This window comes from Crossiella sp. CA198 (assembly GCF_052078295.1).
Classification (GTDB): domain Bacteria; phylum Actinomycetota; class Actinomycetes; order Mycobacteriales; family Pseudonocardiaceae; genus Crossiella.
In genome coordinates this window covers 260,783-276,703 of the sequence record NZ_JBQJIM010000014.1, presented here as the reverse complement: position 1 = coordinate 276,703, position 15,921 = coordinate 260,783, and the positions used below count along the sequence as shown (strand labels likewise).

The window sequence follows — 15,921 nt, the reverse complement described above, 5'->3', positions numbered from 1 at the left end:
GATCGCGCAACGACTCAACCGCAGACCACGCATGACACTGGGCTGGGACAACCCAGCCCAGCGCATGCATACGCTCCTGGCCCAGCATCGCTAGCCCACCGTGACGCAACAACCGCTAGAAACCACCCAACGGCCAACACGCCGGGGAGGGTTGAACCCCTCGCGCGTGTTGGCCGTTGTGGACGGTGTGTTGGCCGGAATGGGTCAGCGGGTTGGGCGTGGTGGGTGGGTCAAGTGGACGGTTCGGGAAAGCGCGTCTGCTGCCGCTTTCCTTGATCACCGTGACGGCGCGTTCTGGCATGATGTGGGTATGTCGACTTCTCGGCTCGCCACCGTGCGCGGGCGCGCGTTGCGCTGTCTGGTCTGCGGGGACCGGGAGTTCTGGTCCCGTGAGGTGAAGCTCAACAGCACTGGCGCGGAGTTCCTCGGCCTGGCCTGGGCCAACCGGTCGGCACTCGGCCTGATCTGCGAATCGTGCGGCTACGTGCATTTGTTCGCGGGCAAGCGTCCGGAACCGTGGGACCCGGAGCAGGGATACCCGCCGGGCACCAAGACCGACTGAACGGCGAGCCCGAGCCGGTCGCCGCCGCGGTTGCCCGCGACCAGTTCCAGCTCGGGCTCCGCCGCCCGCGCGAGCGTTGGCCGTGGTGGGTGGGTCACATGGGGTCTACCTCCGTCAGGTCGCCGTCCAGGTGCAGCCAGCGGGTGATGCCCAGGCCGCGCAGGAACGGGATGTCGTGGCTGGACACCACCAGCGCGCCCGCGTAGGCGGTCAGCGCCTGGGTGAGCTGGGCGACGCTGGCCAGGTCCAGGTTGTTCGTCGGCTCGTCCAGCAGGAACAGCTGTGGGGCGGGTTCGGCGAGCAACAGGGTGGCCAGCGTGGCCCGGAACCGTTCGCCGCCGGAGAGGGTGCCTGCCCGCTGCTCGGCTTTGCGGCCGCGCAGCAGGAACTTGGCCAGCTGGGCCCGGATCGACTGCGCCGAGGCCTCCGGCGCGGCCGCGGCCACGTTGTCGATCGTGGACAACCGGTCGTCCAGGACATCCAGGCGTTGTGGCAGCCAGCGCATCGGCACCTTCAGCGCCACCTCCCCGGACACCGGCGCCAGGGTGCCCGCGATGGTGCGCAGCAAGGTCGTCTTGCCGGAGCCGTTCGCCCCGACCAGCGCGATCCGCTCCGGCCCGCGCAGGTCCAGATCGAGCACCGGACCGTTGCGCAATTCCACTGTGGACAGTCGCAGCACCTCGCGGCCGGGCGGGACCTCGGTGTGCGGCAACCGGATGCGGATCTCCTCATCCACCCGCACCGCCTCCTCGGCCTCCTTGACCCGGTCCTTGGCCTCGGCCAGCTTCTCCAGATGCATGTTCCGGTGCTTGCCGGCCGAGACCTCCGCGGCCCGTTTCCGGTTGCCCATCACGATCTTGGGCTCCCGTTTCTGCTCACTCATCTTCTGCCCGTACCGCTGCCGCCGGTCCAGCTTGGTGCGTGCCTCGACCAGTTCCCGCTGCTGCCGCCGCAAATCCTGCTCGGCCGCGCGCACCAGGCGCTGCGCGGTCTCCTGCTCGGCGGCCACCGCGGCCTCGTAGTCGGTGAAATTGCCGCCGTAGTACCGGACCTCGCCCTCGCGCAGGTCCGCGATCCGGTCCACCAGGTCCAGGAGTTCCCGGTCGTGCGAGACCACCACCAGCACCCCCGGCCAGTCCGCTACGGCGCGGTGCACCAGGCGGCGGGCACGAAGGTCCAGGTTGTTGGTCGGTTCGTCGAGCAACAGGACCGGCGGCCGTCGCACCAGCAGCGCGGCAAGCGCGAGCAGGACGGACTCACCTCCGGAGACGGCTCCGACGGTGCGGTCGAGGTCGAGGTGGCCGAGGCCGAGCCGGTCGAGGGTGGCCCTGGTGCGTTCCTCGACGTCCCAGTCCTCCCCGACGGTCCCGAAGTCGGCTTCGGTGCCGCGACCGGATTCGATCGCCGCGAGGGCTTGGCGCTGCGCCGTGATACCGAGTACGTCATCAATCCTCCTGGTGGCGTCCAGCGTGATGGTCTGCGGCAGGTAGCCGAGTTCGCCGGTGATGCTGATCGACCCGGAGGCCGGGGTCAGCTCACCGGCCAGCAGCCGCAGCAGGGTGGATTTCCCGGAACCGTTGACCCCGATCAGCCCGGTGCGGCCTTCGCCGATGAGCAGGTTGAGGTCGGTGAAGACGGAATCCCCGTCCGGCCAACGGAATCCGAGCGCGGAACACACAATGGATGCGCTCATGCGCACCTCCCGGGCAGTCGTCGCGAGAAAAGAAGGGGGCGACGGGCGAGCGCACGGCGACGGCACAACTCAGGAGGGAGGCAACGCGTCCAAGAAGGGAGCGGCCAGGTCCGAGCACGGGCGGAGGCGGACATGCCTCAACGTCGCGGTGACTCGCAACCTCAGCCGGTCAACCTGCACTCCCTGGGACGGCAATGGGACGCGTTCCACGTTAAGACCGCCCGGATCGCGCCGCAACCCCATTTCGCTCAGTCCACATGAGACGATGCTCGCCGTGCTGGATCACGGCCTGCCGACCCCGGTCGGGTTTGTCCTCGGCGGCGGCGGAAGCCTGGGCGCCATCCAGGTCGGCATGCTCCGCGCGCTGGCCGAACACGGCATCCGCCCCGACCTGGTGATCGGCACCTCGGTCGGTTCGGTCAACGGCTCGCTGCTGGCCCTGGACCCGGAGCACGCGGCGGGACGACTCACCCGGATGTGGGCGAGGATGACCCGCTCCCGGGTCTTCCCCGGCGGCCCGCTCAAGCAACTCCGCACGCTGCGAGCCGGGCGCAACCACCTGTTCCGCAACACCGGCCTCGCCGAGGTGCTCGCCGAAGGACTGGACGGTGCGACCCGGTTCAGCGACCTCGCACTGCCCTTCGGCGCGGTCGCGGTGGACGCCGTCACCGCGTTGCCGGTGCTGCTGCACGAAGGTGACCTGGTCCCGGCGATCCTGGCCAGCGCCGCCATCCCCGGCATCTACCCGCCGGTGCGCATCGGCGGGCAGGTGCTCTACGACGGCGGCGTGCTGGCCAATGTGCCGGTGCGGCAAGCGCTGAGCATGGGCGCGAAATCGCTGATCGTGCTGGACTGCGCCTTCCCCGGCCACCTGCCCGGCGTGCCCGGCTCGCTGCCGGAGACCCTGCTGTTCTGGGCCACCCTGGCCACCCGCAACCAGGCCGTGCTGGAGGCGACCCGCTGCGCGGAGTTCGCGCCGATCGTCTACCTGCCCGGCGCCCCGGCCCGCCCGGTCACCCCACTGGACTTCCGGTTCACCAGCGAGCTGATCGCCAGCTCCTACGCCGAGTGCACCGAGTTCCTGTCCCGGCTGCGGGTGGACGGACCCGGACTTTACGGACATCCCGCGGGGCCGTCGCCCGGCACCCCCTGACCCCTCTGGTTGTCTGGACCACATGGGGAGAAACGCGCTGCTGGTCGCGCTTGGGGTGGATTCCTTCGGCACCGGGGTGTTCCTGCCGGTCAGCGTGCTGTACCTGACCTTCGTCATCGGCCTGGACCTGCCGACCGCCGGGATCATCGGCGCCGCGGGCACCGCGGTCGGCCTGCTCGTGCCGCCGCTGGCCGGGCACCTGGTCGACCGGTGGGGGCCGAGGGCCGTGCTGGTCACCGCCCAGTTCGTGCAGGCGGCCGGCGCGGTGTTGTACCTGGTCGCGACGAGTGTGCCGGAGGCGTTCCTGGCCGCGGCACTGCTGGCGGCCGGGCAGCGCGGGTTCTACTGCTCGGTGTTCGTGCTCATCGCCGACCTGTCCACCGAGATCGTCAAGGACAAGCCGTTCGCGCTGGCCGGGGTCACCATGTCGGTGTGCTTCGGCGTGGGCGGCGGGGTGGCCGGACTGCTGATCGGGCAGGGCGAGTGGGCCTACCGGCTGGTCGCGGCGGGCAACGCGATCAGCTTCCTGGTGTGCGCGGCCATCCTGCTGCGCTACGTCCGGCCGGTCGCGCACCTGCCCAGCGCGCCCGGCGACGGCGGATTCCGGCTGCTGCTGCGGGACCGGCCCTACCTGGGCCTGATCCTGGTCAACTTCGCCTTCGCCCTGGCCGGGGACCTGTTCGTGCTCGGCGTCCCGGTCTACCTGCGCCTGGTGCTGGACGCCCCGGCCTGGACGATCGGCGCGGTCATCATCGTCAGCACCGTGTTCCGGCTGTTCTTCCAGGTCGCGGTGGTGCACTGGCTGCGCGACATCCCGCGCACCACCGCGCTGCTGGGCGCCGGAGTGCTGTGGATCTGCTGGGCGCTGGCCGCCGCGGCCGCGCTGCTGGTGCCCGCGCCGTGGCAGCTGCCCTACCTGCTGGCGATCACCCTGATCTACTGCGCGGCCGCCCTGGTGCACGCGCCCACTTCCACCGCACTGGCCGAGGCCAGTGCCCCACCCGGCAGGCGCGGCCGGTACGTGGCCACGTTCCAGTACTCCTTCGGCGTGTCCAACGTGGTCGCACCCGCGTTGATCGGCCTGACCGCCTTCGGCCCGGCGATTCCGTGGCTGGTGCTCGCCGGAGTCCTCGCCCTGGCCACCGCAGCCCTGCCACTGCTGGGCCGCTCCCTGCCAGTGGCGGCCGTACGCCGGTAGTATCGGCTCGCGAAAAGGCGTGGCGCGCCAGCGACACGGCGGGCCTTTAACCAGTGGCGGGGTACCGATTTTTCGCGTTGCCTTGTCGTGTGCCCGACGCATCCGAAGCTTGCTTCGCGTGCGGCGGGTACACGACAAGGCGACTAAGAGCGAAAAATCCCGCGCGCGGAGCGCGCCAATGTCACTACCTGCTAATTCCCTGATGTTGGGAGGATCACGCGGAAGCGCGGTGGGCTGTGACTCATGCGGAACTGTTGATTATCGTCTGAGGAATGCAGACCTGGTCGTCAATTCCGGTACCCCGGCTCCCCGGTTCCCCTCGCCCGCTGCGGCTCTATGACACCGCCACCGCGGAGGTCCGGCCGACGACCCCGGGCGACACCGCCCGGCTCTACGTCTGCGGCATCACCCCCTACGACGCCACCCACCTCGGCCACGCCGCCACCTACCTGGCCTTCGACCTGGTGCACCGGCTGTGGCTGGACAACGGGCACGACGTGCACTACGTGCAGAACGTCACCGACATCGACGACCCGCTGCTGGAACGCGCCATCCGGGACCAGGACGACTGGGTGGTGCTGGGCATGCGGGAGACCGCGTTGTTCCGGGAGGACATGGAGGCGCTGCGGGTGCTGCCGCCGCGGCACTACGTCGGCGCGGTGGAGGCCATCCCGGAGATCACCGAGGCCATCGGCAAGCTGCTCGCCGCGGGCGCGGCCTACCGGGTCGATGACGACGAGTACGCCGACATCTACTTCGACCACAACGCCACCGGCCGTTTCGGCTACGAGTCCAACTACGACGAGCCGACCATGCTCGGCTACTTCGCCGAACGCGGCGGCGACCCGGACCGCCCCGGCAAGCGGCACCCCCTGGACGCGTTGCTGTGGCGGCTGGAACGACCGGGCGAACCGGCCTGGGACTCCGAGTTCGGCCGTGGCCGTCCCGGCTGGCACATCGAGTGTTCGGTGATCGCGCTCAACCGGCTCGGCGCGGGCCCTGACGTGCAGGGCGGCGGGTCCGACCTGATCTTCCCGCACCACGAGTACAGCGCCGCGCACGCCGAGGCGCTCACCGGGTTCCAGCCCTTCGCCCGGCACTACAGCCACGCCGGGATGATCGGGCTGGACGGGGAGAAGATGTCCAAATCCCGCGGCAACCTGGTCTTCGTCTCCCGGCTGCGCGCGGACAAGGTCGACTCGATGGCCGTGCGCCTTGGCCTGCTCGCCGACCACTACCGGGCCGACCGGCCGTGGAGCGCGGCGCTGCTCAACACCGCCCAGCACCGCCTGGACACCTGGCGGGCCGCGGTCGCCCTGGACGCCGGACCCGACGGCCAGGCCCTGCTGGACCGGCTGCGCGACCACCTCGCCGACGACCTGGACACCCCGCGCGCCCTGTCCGCCGTGGACGCCTGGGCCGCGCAAGCCCTGGAACAGCGGGCCGGCGGCGACCCGGCCGCGCCCGCGCTGGTGCGGGCCGCGGTCGACGCGCTGCTGGGCGTGGCACTCTAGCTTTCGTGCCCGCTCTCGACTTCCGCCTGCTCGGCCCGCTTGAGGTGATCATCGACGGGCGGCCGGTCGAGATCAACGCGAGCAAGCACCGGATCGTGCTGGCCTGCCTGCTGCTGCGGGCCGGCCGCACGGTCCCGGTCGGCGACCTGGTCCGCGAACTCTGGCCCGAGGGCGCAGGTGCACGGGCCAAGGCGACCGTGCAGACCTACGTGTCCCGGCTGCGCAGGCAGCTCGGCGCGGACCTGCTGCACACCGAGCCTGCCGGATACCGGCTCGCGGTGCCGCCGGAAACCCTGGACGTGCACCGGTTCCGGGCGCTGCTGACCGAGGGGCAGGGGGAGCGGCAGCGGCTGCACGAAGCCCTGGAACTGTGGCGCGGACCCGCGTTGCAGGGCATCCCGGCCGGGGGGCTGCGCGAACTCGAAGCCCCCCGCCTGGAAGCCGAACGCCTGCGCGCCTTGGAACGCCGGATCGAACTGGACCTGGCCGCCGGAGCGCACGCCGACCTGGTGGCCGAACTCCAGGTGCTCACCGCCCGGCACCCACTGCACGAAGGCTTCTGGCGGCTGCTCATGCTCGCCCTGCGCCGGGGCGACCGCCAGGGCGAGGCGCTCACCGCCTACCAGCGTGCCCGCACCCTGCTGACCGCCGAACTGGGCGCCGAACCCGGTCCGGCCCTGCGCGCCGCCCACCAGGCCATCCTCACCGGCGAGACCACCCCCGCCCCCACCTGGCGGCCGGTCAACCAGCTCCCCGGCGACATCGGCGCGTTCATCGGCCGCACCGGCCTGCTCGCCGACCTGGACAGCGTGCTGCGCCCCGGCGCCACCGTGCTGCTCTCCGGCCCGCCCGGTATCGGCAAGACCGCACTGGCCGTGCACCTGGCCCACCGCCTGCGCGCCCGGTTCCCCGACGGGCTGCTGCACGTCAACCTGCGCGGCTACACCACCGGCGCCATCACCGACCCGGCCCAGGTGCTGGCCCGTCTGCTGCGCGCCCTCGGCCTGCCCCCGGCCGACCTCCCCGCCGACGCCCCCGCGCTGACCACGCTGCTGCACGAGATCACCGCGGGCCGACGCCTGCTGGTCCTGCTGGACAACCTCGCCGACCCCGCCCTGCTGCCCGACCTGGGCGAGTGCGCCGTGCTGGCCACCAGCCGCGCCGAACTCGCCCTGCCCCGCGCGCACGCCCGCCCGGTCGGCGTCCTCACCACCGAGGAATCCCTGGGCCTGCTCACCAGCCTGCTCGGCGAGGCGGTCAGCGCCGACCCCGACGCCGCCCGCGACCTCCTGGACCTGTGCGGCCGCCTGCCGCTGGCCCTGCGCATCGCCGCCGCCAACGCCCTGGACGAAGCCGACCTGGCCACCCACGTCACCCGCCTGCGTGCGGGCAACCGCCTCTCCGCACTGTCCATCACCGGCGACCCCGACGCCGCCGTCCGCGGCGTCTTCGCCCAGTCCTACCAACGCCTCAGCCCGGCTGCCCGCCGCCTGTTCCGCCTTTTCGGCCTGATCCCGGGCCCGGACATCACCACCCCGGCCGCCACCGCGCTCTGCGGCGCCGACGCCGCCCCGCTGCTGGCCGAGTTGACCACCGCGGGCCTGCTCACCGCCGAGCACGACCGGCACACCAGCCACGACCTGCTCCGGCTCTACGCCGCGGAACTGGTCGCCGAGGACGTGGACGGACCGGAAGCGCTGGACGGGCTCATCGAGCATTACGCGGCCACCGCGGCAGCCGCCGCCCCGGAGTGGCTGGCCGCCGAACGCGTGGTGCTGCTGGCCACCGTCGAGCACGCCGCCCAGCAGGGCCCGTGCCGCGCCTGCCACCAGTTGGCCGCCGCGCTGGTGCCGGATCTGCTTCGCCATGGCCTCTCCCGCGAGCTGACCGCGGTCTGCGCCGCCGGGCAGCAAGCCGCGGCCAAGGACGGCGATCAGGACGCCGAAGCCGAACTGGCGCTCAACCTGGGCGAACACCTGATCACCCTGGGCTCCAACGACCTCGCCGCCGAACTGATCGACCACGCCTACGAGCTGACCGCGGGAAAGCCCGCGCAACGCGCCGTCGAGTCCAGCCGGCTGCTGATCGCCGGTTTCCGGCACGGCTGGTCACCCGAGCTGCTCGCCAAGGCAGGCGAACTCAGCAGGCGCTGCGCCGCGGCCCGCGACGTCGACGCGCAGGTCCGGGCGATCTACACCCTGGTCAACGGGCTGTGGGCGCTAGGTGAGATCGAAGAACTCATCCGTCAGGCCGAACTGGGCCTGACCCTGGAGTCCAACGTGGGCGACCGGTCCGGTTTCCTGGCCTGCCTGGCCACCGGGCACTGGGAAAGCGATCGGTTCGAGCCAGCCATCGCCCGGCTCCGTGCGGCCGTCGAGATCACCGACCAGGGCGAGTTCTGGCACAGCGCCATGTCGATGAAGATCTGGCTCGCCGAAGTCCTCGCCGAAGTCGGCCAAGACGCTGAGGCCCACGCCATCGCACACGAGGTGTACGACCGGATCGCCGACGCCCACGACCATCGGCTGCGGGCAGCGGCACTCAACGTCTTCGGCCTGCTGCACCGCAGGGCCGGTCGCCTCGCCCAAGCCCTGGGCTGTCACCAGGAGGCTCTCGCCGAACTCGGCCACGACACCGGCGGCATCCTCGGCGAGACCCGGATCCGGTTGTCGGAGACACTGCGCGCGATGGGCCGGGCGCGGGAGGCATTGCCGATCATCGAGCCTGCCCAGCACCAGACCGGCCGGTCGGACCCCAGGGTATTCGCCACGCGGGCGGTGCTGGAATGCGCCGAGGTGCACGCGGCCCTCGGTTCGATCGCGAAGGCCGCCGAACTGGGCGAGCGGGCGGCGGAGCAGTTCCGGCAGGCCGGCAGCTCGCTGGGCATGAGGCGGGCGGCGGAGTTCCTCGCCGGACTCGGCTGATCCGGAACCCGGTTGCGCCACGGCCGCCCGTGCCCGAAGGTAGGTCGCCGTGACGATCACCAGCCCGACGCTCGCCGCGCTCGCCACCACCCCCGAGAACCTCGCCGCCCACCTCCGCACCACCGGCGGCCCCCTGATCGAAGCCGCCCCCGGCACCCCCGGATCCGTGCTCGTCACCTTCGTCTGGCTCGGCCCCGCCGAGCGCGTCTCGATCCGCGCCGGACAGCTCTTCCCCGACCACCTCGCGCCCTCGCACCCGATGCACCGCATTGCGGGCACCGACATCTGGCACCTGTCCACCACCGTGCCCGCCGAGGTCACCAGCAGCTATCAGTACATTGTGGACGAACCGCCCGCCGGTGACCTGATCGGCGACGCCTTCGAAGCCCTGCGCCGCCAGGTCGGCTGCTGGCGCGCGGATCCCTTCAACGACAAGCGCCTCTACCCGCAGACCGGCCTCATCGCCGGACGCCTCGACCTGCCCGAACACCAGTGGGACTCGATCCTCGAACTCCCCGGCGCCGAACCCGCCCCCTGGTTCACCCCGGCAGGCGCGCCCGCGGGCACCCTGACCGAACTGCGGCTGACCTCGGCCGCGCTGGGCAACGAGCGCCGGGTCACCGTGTACCGGCCGCCGGTCGGCGAAGGGCCGTTTCCGCTGGTGGTCATGCTCGACGGGGAGTGCTGGACCCGGGTCGCCGAGCTGCCGACCGCGCTGGACAACCGGATCGCCGACGGCGCGCTCGCCCCGGCCGTGGTCGCCTTCGTGCACACCCCGGAGGTCGCGGACCGGCCGGGCGCGCGGCTGCGGGAGAGCACCTGTAACCCGGCGCTGACCATGCTGCTCGCCGACGAACTGCCGCCGCTGCTGCGCGAGTTCGACGTCACCACCGACCCCGCCCGCACCGTCCTGGCGGGCAACAGCCTCACCGGGCTGGCCGCGGCCTACACCGCCCTCGAACGGCCCGAGGTCTACGGCAACGTGCTGTCCAGCTCCGGTTCCTTCTGGTGGGGCTACGCCGACCACCCCATCGCCGCCACCCTCGGCGGCAAGGACGGCGAACCGGAATGGCTCACCCGGCAGTACGCCGACGCGCCAGCCGTGCCGGTCCGGTTCTGGCTGGACTGCGGGATCCTGGAAGCCGGGAACGTGCCGTGGATCCCCGGCGTCGACCCGCGCGCGGCCAACCGGCACTTCCGGACCGTGCTGCGGGCCAAAGGAAACCAGGTCGACTACTTCGAGGCGCCCGGCGGGCACGAGTTCGTCTCCTTCCGCCGCAACGTGATCCGCGGCCTGTGCACGCTGCTGCCGGGAGCGTCGGCATGATCGAGTCCACTGTGGACCTTCGTGGACGGCGGTTCGGGCACGTCGACTTCGGCGGACCGGGACGGCCCTTGCTGGCCCTGCACGGGAGTTTCGGGCGGGGCAGCCAGTACGCGCGACTGGCGGCCGATCTGGGCCCGGAGTTCCGGGTGCTCGCGCTGGATCAGCGCGGACACGGGCGCAGCGAGCACGGCGGCGATTTCGGGCGCGCGGAGTTCGTGGCCGACGCGGCGGAGTTCCTGCGCCACCTGGACCTGGGGCCACTACCGGTGCTGGGCCACTCCCTTGGCGGGCTCAACGCCTTCCAGCTCGCCGCCCGGCACCCGGACCTGGTCAGCTCGCTCATCGTCGAGGACTTCGGCGCGGTCATGCGGACACCCGAGGTCGAACACCCCGAACTGGACCTCACCGGCTGGCCACTGCTGGCCGACTCCGAAGCGGAGTTGCGGGCGGCGGTGGCCAGGCTGGTGCCGGTGGTGGACTACTTCATGGCCAGCGCGATCGAGACCGCCCAGGGCTGGCGGTTGTGCTTCGACCACGCCGATCTGGCCGCCACCCAGCGCGGCGGGCTCGGCGACCACTGGCCGGACTGGCTGGCCGTGCGCTGCCCGATCCTGTTGCTGCGCGGGCAGCACAGCCCGATGCTGCCCGCCGCACTGGCCGCCGACATGGTCCGGCCCGGGGTGGAATTGGTCGAGCTGCCCGGGTGCGGGCACTGGATCCACGACGACGATCCGGCCGGATTCGCCGCGGCCGTGCGCGGCTTCCTGCACCGGGCCGCCTGAACCGGCATGATGCGCCGATGACCGACCGCCCGGCGCCCGGCCAGGACGCGATCGAGGCCGCCCTGGCCCGGCTCTACCCGGACCGGGTGCCACACCGGGTCGGCTACCGGCCTGGCCGCGGCGAACCGGGCGGCGCGCTGGCCGGCTGCGTGGCCTATCCGGCCGACGGGCACTGGCACTACATCGGCTACGGCCTCAGCGAACTGCACCAGGCCGGTCCCGAGGAGGACCCGGAATTCTCCGGCTGGGGCTTCGAGCTGACCCTGCGGGTGCGCCGCGGCCCCGAAACCACCGCCCCGGCCTGGCCGTTCGAGATCGTGCAACACCTGGCCCGGCACGTGAACACCCGCCTGGTCATCCTGGAACCCGGCCACCGCCTCGACCTGCGCCGCCCCGCCACCGGCCACCCCAGCCTGCCGGACGCCCCGCCCACCGGCCTGACCGGCTACGCCCTCACCGTCGACCCCGACCTGGGCGAGCTGGCCACCCCCAACGGCAAGGTGCTGTTCCTGCAGGCAGTCGGCCTCACCCCGGCCGAACAAGCCCGGATCCGCGAGCACGGCGCGGACCGGGTGCTCGCCGAACTCGCCACCGGCAACCCGCTGCTGATCACCGACCCGGTCCGCGCGCATCCACCATCCGGTTGACCCCGGCGCGGCCACGGTGGAGGGCGGCGCGCAACCAGCCGACCGATGTCGTCCAGGGCTGTGATCAGCAGGCTCAATCCCATGTCCTACAGCCAGAACCGGCTGCTCACCCCGGACCTCGCCCGGGGCGGCATGCTCGCGCTGATCGCCGTGGCCAACTCGGCCCTCTACCTCTACGCCCGCCCCTACGGCCTACGTCAGCACATCGTCGAGACCGGTCTGCTGGACCGGATCGTCAGCCTGCTCACCGCGACCCTGGTCGACACCCGTGCCTACCCGCTCTTCGCCGCCCTGTTCGCCTACGGCGTCGCCGCGCAGGCCACCCCGGTGGTGCGGCGGCGCTGCCGGTGGCTGATCGTCTTCGGCTGCACGCACGCCCTGCTGCTCTTCCCCGGCGACGTGCTCGGCTTCTACGGCCTGCTCGGGCTGGCGCTGACCTGCCTGACCAAGGTCACCGACCGCACCCTGCTGATCCTGGCCACCGGCTGGCTGGCCGTGGTCGCGCTCATCCAGGGCATGGCCCACGCCACCCCGCCGGGGGAGAAGCGCAGCCACCTCTGGTCTTTCGCGATCGCCGACCCTGGCACCGCGTTCAGCCTGCATCCCCTGGAGTGGGTGATGACCCCGTTCGGGATCATCGGCGTGGTCAGTGCCGCGCTGGCCGGCGTCTGGGCGGCCCGCCGCGGCCTGTTCACCGACCCCGGTGCGCACCGCGGGCTGCTGATCCGCGCCGCGGCCATCGGCATCACCCTGGGTGTGCTCGGCGGTCTGCCCACCGGCCTGGCCACCGGCGGTTTCTGGACCCCGCCCGCCGGCTCGCTGTTCGCGCTCTCGGCCCTGCACGCGGTCACCGGGGTGGCCGGTGGCCTCGGCTACGGCGCGCTGCTGGGACTGCTGGCCGCCCGCATCGGGCAGCGGCGCGGACCCGTGGTCACCGCGATCACCGCCTGCGGACAACGCTCGCTGAGCGGCTACCTGTTCCAGTCGGTGGTGTTCACCCTGCTGCTCAAGCCCTACACCCTCGCCCTCGGCGGCGTGCTCGGCTCGGCGGGGGTGGCCGCGCTGGCGCTGGCAACCTGGATGATCTCGGTGGTGCTCGCCGAACTGCTGCGCCGGGCGGGCCGGACCGGACCCGCCGAAGCGCTGCTGCGGCGACTGGTGCACGGCAGCCGAGCGCGACGGGGGACGGTGCGGGCATGATCGAGGACCAGCGGGGCGAACAGGCCGAACACCGGTGGAACCGGGTTTGGGCACTGGCGCCCTACCCGCTGCTCGCCCTGGCCACCGCCGTCTCGCTGGTCTCCGATGCCACGGCCTGGCCGGTCATCCTGCCGCTGGTGGCGTTGCTGAGCGGCTGGCACGGCTGGTTCGTGCTGGCCCACCCGCGCTGGCCGGAACGCGCGGGCGGACCGATGGCGGTCTACTTCACCGGACTGCTCGCCGCCACCGCCACGCTGGTCCGGCTGGACAACGCCTTCGCCCTGTTCGTCCCGGCCTGCTACGCGCTCGCCTTCGTCACCCTGCCCGGTGCGCTGGCCTACCTCGGCGTGCTGGCCACCAGCGGGATCTTCCTGCTGCCCGCCGGCGCCGACCCGCGGTCGGTGCTGGTCAACCTGGCCTTCGCCACCCCGATGGCCGGGATGATCGGCTGGATCATCCGGTCGATGGAACGCGAGGGGATCCGGCGGCGCGAGGCCAACACCCGGCTCACCGCGATGGCCGAGGAGAACACCCGGCTGGCCAGCGCCGCCGCCGTGGTCGAGGAACGCGCCAGGGTGGCCCGCGAGATGCACGACACCCTGGCCCAGGGCCTGACCGGCATCGTCACCCAGCTGGAGGTCGCCGAAACGCTCACCGCCGACGGCGATCCGGTGCGCGGCCGGATCGCCACCGCCCGGCGGCTGGCCAGGGACAGCCTGGTCGAGGTGCGCCGGGCCATCGACGCGCTGCGCCCCGGCCCGCTGCGCGAGGCCAGGCTCGGCGAGGCGATCGGCCAGGCCGTGGCCACCTGGCGGGACCAGCACCAGGCCGTGGCCACCTGCGTGATCACCGGCGACCCCCGGCCACTGCACCCCGAACTGGAGATCACCCTGCTGCGCGCCGCCCAGGAAACCCTGGCCAACGCGGGCAGGCACGCCCGCGCGGACCGGGTGGATCTCACCCTGTCCTACATGGAGGATGTGGTCGTGCTGGACGTGCTGGACAACGGGACCGGGTTCGACCCGGCCACGGCGGACGGCTTCGGGCTGACCGCGCTGCGCGAACGCGTGCACCGGCTCGCGGGCACGGTCACCGTCGAATCCGCGCCCGGCGAGGGCACCGCGGTCAACGTGACCCTGCCGGTGCTGGCGGCACGGCCATGAGCGCGCTGCGGCTGCTGGTGGTCGACGATCACCCGGTGGTGCGGGACGGGTTGCGCGGCATGCTCGGCAGCCAGCCCGATTTCGAGATCGTCGGCGAGGCCGCCGGCGGCGACGAGGCGCTGACCCTGGTGGCCGCGTTGCGCCCGGATGTGGTGGTCACCGACCTGCGGATGCCCGAACCCAGCGGCGCCACCCTGATCCGGCTGCTCCGCGAACGCGCCCCCGAGGTGCGGATCCTGGTGCTGACCACCCACGACACCGACGCCGACGTGCTGCCCGCGATCGAGGCCGGGGCCATCGGCTACCTGCTCAAGGACGCGCCAAGGGAGGAGCTGTTCCGGGCCGTGCGCGCCGCCGCCAGGGACGAGACGGTGCTCTCGCCGACGGTGGCCGCCCGCCTGGTCAACCGGGTCCGCGCGCCGCGGGCACTGCGCGGCGGCACGGTCAGCAACCGGGAGCGCGAGGTCCTCGCGCTCGTCGCCCAGGGCAAGGGGAACCGGGAGATCGCCGCCGTGCTGCACATCAGCGAGGCCACCGTGAAAACCCATCTGCTGCACCTGTTCGCCAAGCTGGACGCGCCCGACCGGGCCGCCGCGGTCGCCGCCGGGTACCAGCGCGGAATCCTGAACCACTGAGTCCCCGGCGGTGGCGCTGGTGTAGCCTTGGCCGCCTCAACACCGGATCGACCGAGGAGGTGGGACCCATTACCGCTTGTGCAGCGGGGTGCTCTCGCCACCCGGTCCCGCGGTCCGCCTGACCGCGTCGATCCCGAGCGCCCCTATCGGCCACCCGAAAGGCGCGTTCATGACGACTCTCTCCGTTCGAACCACCCCCAGCACCATCGCCCGGCTCCGCGCCGCGGGGTGCGTCTACGCCGAGGACGAATCCCGGCTCATCCACGACACCGCCACCGGCCCGGCCGAGGTCGAGGCCATGGTGCTGCGCCGGATCGCCGGTGAACCCCTGGAGCATGTGCTGGGCTGGGCGGAGTTCCACGGGCTGCGCATCGTGGTGGACCGCGGCGTGTTCGTGCCCCGCCGCCGCACCGAGTTCCTGGTCAGCCGCGCCGTCGCACTGGCCAAGCCCGGGGCGGTGCTGGTGGACCTGTGCTGTGGCTCCGGCGCGGTCGCCGCGGCCATCGAGGCCGAACTCGGCGAGGTCGAGGCGCACGCCGCCGACATCGACCCGGCCGCGGTGCGCTGTGCCCGCCGCAACCTGCTCGGCGCGGTGTACGAGGGCGACCTGTACCAGCCACTGCCCGCCGACCTGCGCGGACGCATCGACGTGCTGGTCGCCAACGCGCCGTACGTGCCCACCGACGCGATCGGCCTGCTGCCGGCCGAGGCCCGCCTGCACGAACCGTGGGTGGCCCTGGACGGCGGACCGGACGGCCTGGACGTGCAACGCAGGGTCGCCGCCGACGCCCTGGAATGGCTGGCGCCCGGCGGTCACCTGCTGGTGGAGACCAGCAGCCGCCAGGCCCCGCACACCGCGGCCACCTTCGCCCGGCACGGCCTGGTCCCGGAGATCGCCGAGGACGAGGAGGCGGGCGCCACCGTGGTCATCGGCCAGCGCCCGGCCTAGCTCTCCGGATCGTTCGTGGGTTCGGCCGCCTTGCGGGGTGCGGGGCGGCCGAACCGCACGACACCGGACTCCAGGTCCAGGGGTCCGCGTTCGAACTTCTCGCCGTCGTCGTCCTCGTTCGTGGTCACCTTGCCGAGCTTGCGGCTGGGAAACAGTTCACCGAGCTGTGCCATG

General features: G+C 72.4%; 14 protein-coding genes. 12 read left to right on the top strand and 2 right to left on the bottom strand.

The window, feature by feature from the left end; genetic code table 11:
• Positions 1-310 precede the first annotated feature (310 nt).
• Positions 311-562: a hypothetical protein gene (locus tag ACTOWY_RS24680; RefSeq protein WP_441312034.1), complete on the top strand. Its 252-nt coding sequence runs from the start codon at positions 311-313 to the stop codon at positions 560-562.
• Between the two features lie 94 nt (positions 563-656).
• On the opposite strand, the gene ACTOWY_RS24675 is transcribed toward ACTOWY_RS24680, so the two are convergent.
• A complete protein-coding gene (locus ACTOWY_RS24675; RefSeq protein WP_441312033.1) occupies positions 657-2,255 on the bottom strand; it encodes an ABC-F family ATP-binding cassette domain-containing protein in 1,599 nt (532 codons plus the stop codon).
• 265 nt (positions 2,256-2,520) lie between these two features.
• Here ACTOWY_RS24675 and ACTOWY_RS24670 point away from each other — a divergent pair, with 265 nt between their 5' ends.
• The 11 genes from ACTOWY_RS24670 (at position 2,521) to ACTOWY_RS24620 (ending at position 15,747) form a co-directional block, all read left to right on the top strand.
• Positions 2,521-3,408: a patatin-like phospholipase family protein gene (locus tag ACTOWY_RS24670; RefSeq protein WP_441312032.1), complete on the top strand. Its 888-nt coding sequence runs from the start codon at positions 2,521-2,523 to the stop codon at positions 3,406-3,408.
• A gap of 22 nt (positions 3,409-3,430) precedes the next feature.
• A complete protein-coding gene (locus ACTOWY_RS24665) occupies positions 3,431-4,606 on the top strand; it encodes an MFS transporter (protein ID WP_441312031.1) in 1,176 nt (391 codons plus the stop codon).
• A gap of 272 nt (positions 4,607-4,878) precedes the next feature.
• On the top strand, positions 4,879-6,120 hold the full coding sequence (mshC, locus tag ACTOWY_RS24660; RefSeq protein ID WP_441312030.1) for a cysteine--1-D-myo-inosityl 2-amino-2-deoxy-alpha-D-glucopyranoside ligase: 1,242 nt from the start codon (positions 4,879-4,881) through the stop codon (positions 6,118-6,120).
• A 5-nt stretch (positions 6,121-6,125) separates the two neighbouring features.
• Positions 6,126-9,044, top strand: coding sequence for a BTAD domain-containing putative transcriptional regulator (locus ACTOWY_RS24655; protein ID WP_441312029.1), 2,919 nt, complete (start codon positions 6,126-6,128; stop codon positions 9,042-9,044).
• 49 nt (positions 9,045-9,093) lie between these two features.
• Positions 9,094-10,371, top strand: coding sequence for an alpha/beta hydrolase-fold protein (locus ACTOWY_RS24650; protein WP_441312028.1), 1,278 nt, complete (start codon positions 9,094-9,096; stop codon positions 10,369-10,371).
• On the top strand, positions 10,368-11,153 hold the full coding sequence (locus tag ACTOWY_RS24645; protein WP_441312027.1) for an alpha/beta fold hydrolase: 786 nt from the start codon (positions 10,368-10,370) through the stop codon (positions 11,151-11,153). Before ACTOWY_RS24650 ends, ACTOWY_RS24645 begins: the two co-directional genes overlap by 4 nt.
• Before the next feature lie 17 nt (positions 11,154-11,170).
• The gene (locus ACTOWY_RS24640; protein ID WP_441312026.1) at positions 11,171-11,800 is read left to right on the top strand and encodes a suppressor of fused domain protein; all 630 of its coding nucleotides are present in this window, start codon (positions 11,171-11,173) and stop codon (positions 11,798-11,800) included.
• 81 nt (positions 11,801-11,881) lie between these two features.
• Positions 11,882-13,000, top strand: coding sequence for a DUF418 domain-containing protein (locus ACTOWY_RS24635; RefSeq protein ID WP_441312025.1), 1,119 nt, complete (start codon positions 11,882-11,884; stop codon positions 12,998-13,000).
• Entirely contained in the window at positions 12,997-14,163 is a 1,167-nt protein-coding gene (locus ACTOWY_RS24630) for a sensor histidine kinase (RefSeq protein WP_441312024.1), read from the top strand. Before ACTOWY_RS24635 ends, ACTOWY_RS24630 begins: the two co-directional genes overlap by 4 nt.
• The gene (locus ACTOWY_RS24625) at positions 14,160-14,798 is read left to right on the top strand and encodes a response regulator (RefSeq protein WP_441312023.1); all 639 of its coding nucleotides are present in this window, start codon (positions 14,160-14,162) and stop codon (positions 14,796-14,798) included. The genes ACTOWY_RS24630 and ACTOWY_RS24625 overlap by 4 nt, the downstream gene beginning before the upstream one ends.
• A 169-nt stretch (positions 14,799-14,967) precedes the next feature.
• The gene (locus tag ACTOWY_RS24620; RefSeq protein ID WP_441312022.1) at positions 14,968-15,747 is read left to right on the top strand and encodes a putative protein N(5)-glutamine methyltransferase; all 780 of its coding nucleotides are present in this window, start codon (positions 14,968-14,970) and stop codon (positions 15,745-15,747) included.
• Here ACTOWY_RS24620 and ACTOWY_RS24615 read toward each other — a convergent pair.
• Complete coding sequence (locus tag ACTOWY_RS24615) at positions 15,744-15,920, bottom strand: hypothetical protein (protein ID WP_441312021.1); 177 nt, start codon at positions 15,918-15,920, stop codon at positions 15,744-15,746. The genes ACTOWY_RS24620 and ACTOWY_RS24615 overlap by 4 nt on opposite strands.
• Between the last annotated feature and the right edge of the window lies 1 nt (position 15,921).

What these genes read in the sequence shown, in the direction of transcription:
- ACTOWY_RS24680 (WP_441312034.1), top strand. Translation starts at nt 311, where the DNA reads ATGTCGACTTCTCGGCTCGCCACCGTGCGCGGGCGCGCGTTGCGCTGT.
- ACTOWY_RS24675 (WP_441312033.1), bottom strand. Translation starts at nt 2,255, where the DNA reads ATGAGCGCATCCATTGTGTGTTCCGCGCTCGGATTCCGTTGGCCGGAC.
- ACTOWY_RS24670 (WP_441312032.1), top strand. Translation starts at nt 2,521, where the DNA reads ATGCTCGCCGTGCTGGATCACGGCCTGCCGACCCCGGTCGGGTTTGTC.
- ACTOWY_RS24665 (WP_441312031.1), top strand. Translation starts at nt 3,431, where the DNA reads ATGGGGAGAAACGCGCTGCTGGTCGCGCTTGGGGTGGATTCCTTCGGC.
- mshC (WP_441312030.1), top strand. Translation starts at nt 4,879, where the DNA reads ATGCAGACCTGGTCGTCAATTCCGGTACCCCGGCTCCCCGGTTCCCCT.
- ACTOWY_RS24645 (WP_441312027.1), top strand. Translation starts at nt 10,368, where the DNA reads ATGATCGAGTCCACTGTGGACCTTCGTGGACGGCGGTTCGGGCACGTC.
- ACTOWY_RS24640 (WP_441312026.1), top strand. Translation starts at nt 11,171, where the DNA reads ATGACCGACCGCCCGGCGCCCGGCCAGGACGCGATCGAGGCCGCCCTG.
- ACTOWY_RS24635 (WP_441312025.1), top strand. Translation starts at nt 11,882, where the DNA reads ATGTCCTACAGCCAGAACCGGCTGCTCACCCCGGACCTCGCCCGGGGC.
- ACTOWY_RS24630 (WP_441312024.1), top strand. Translation starts at nt 12,997, where the DNA reads ATGATCGAGGACCAGCGGGGCGAACAGGCCGAACACCGGTGGAACCGG.
- ACTOWY_RS24625 (WP_441312023.1), top strand. Translation starts at nt 14,160, where the DNA reads ATGAGCGCGCTGCGGCTGCTGGTGGTCGACGATCACCCGGTGGTGCGG.
- ACTOWY_RS24620 (WP_441312022.1), top strand. Translation starts at nt 14,968, where the DNA reads ATGACGACTCTCTCCGTTCGAACCACCCCCAGCACCATCGCCCGGCTC.
- ACTOWY_RS24615 (WP_441312021.1), bottom strand. Translation starts at nt 15,920, where the DNA reads ATGGCACAGCTCGGTGAACTGTTTCCCAGCCGCAAGCTCGGCAAGGTG.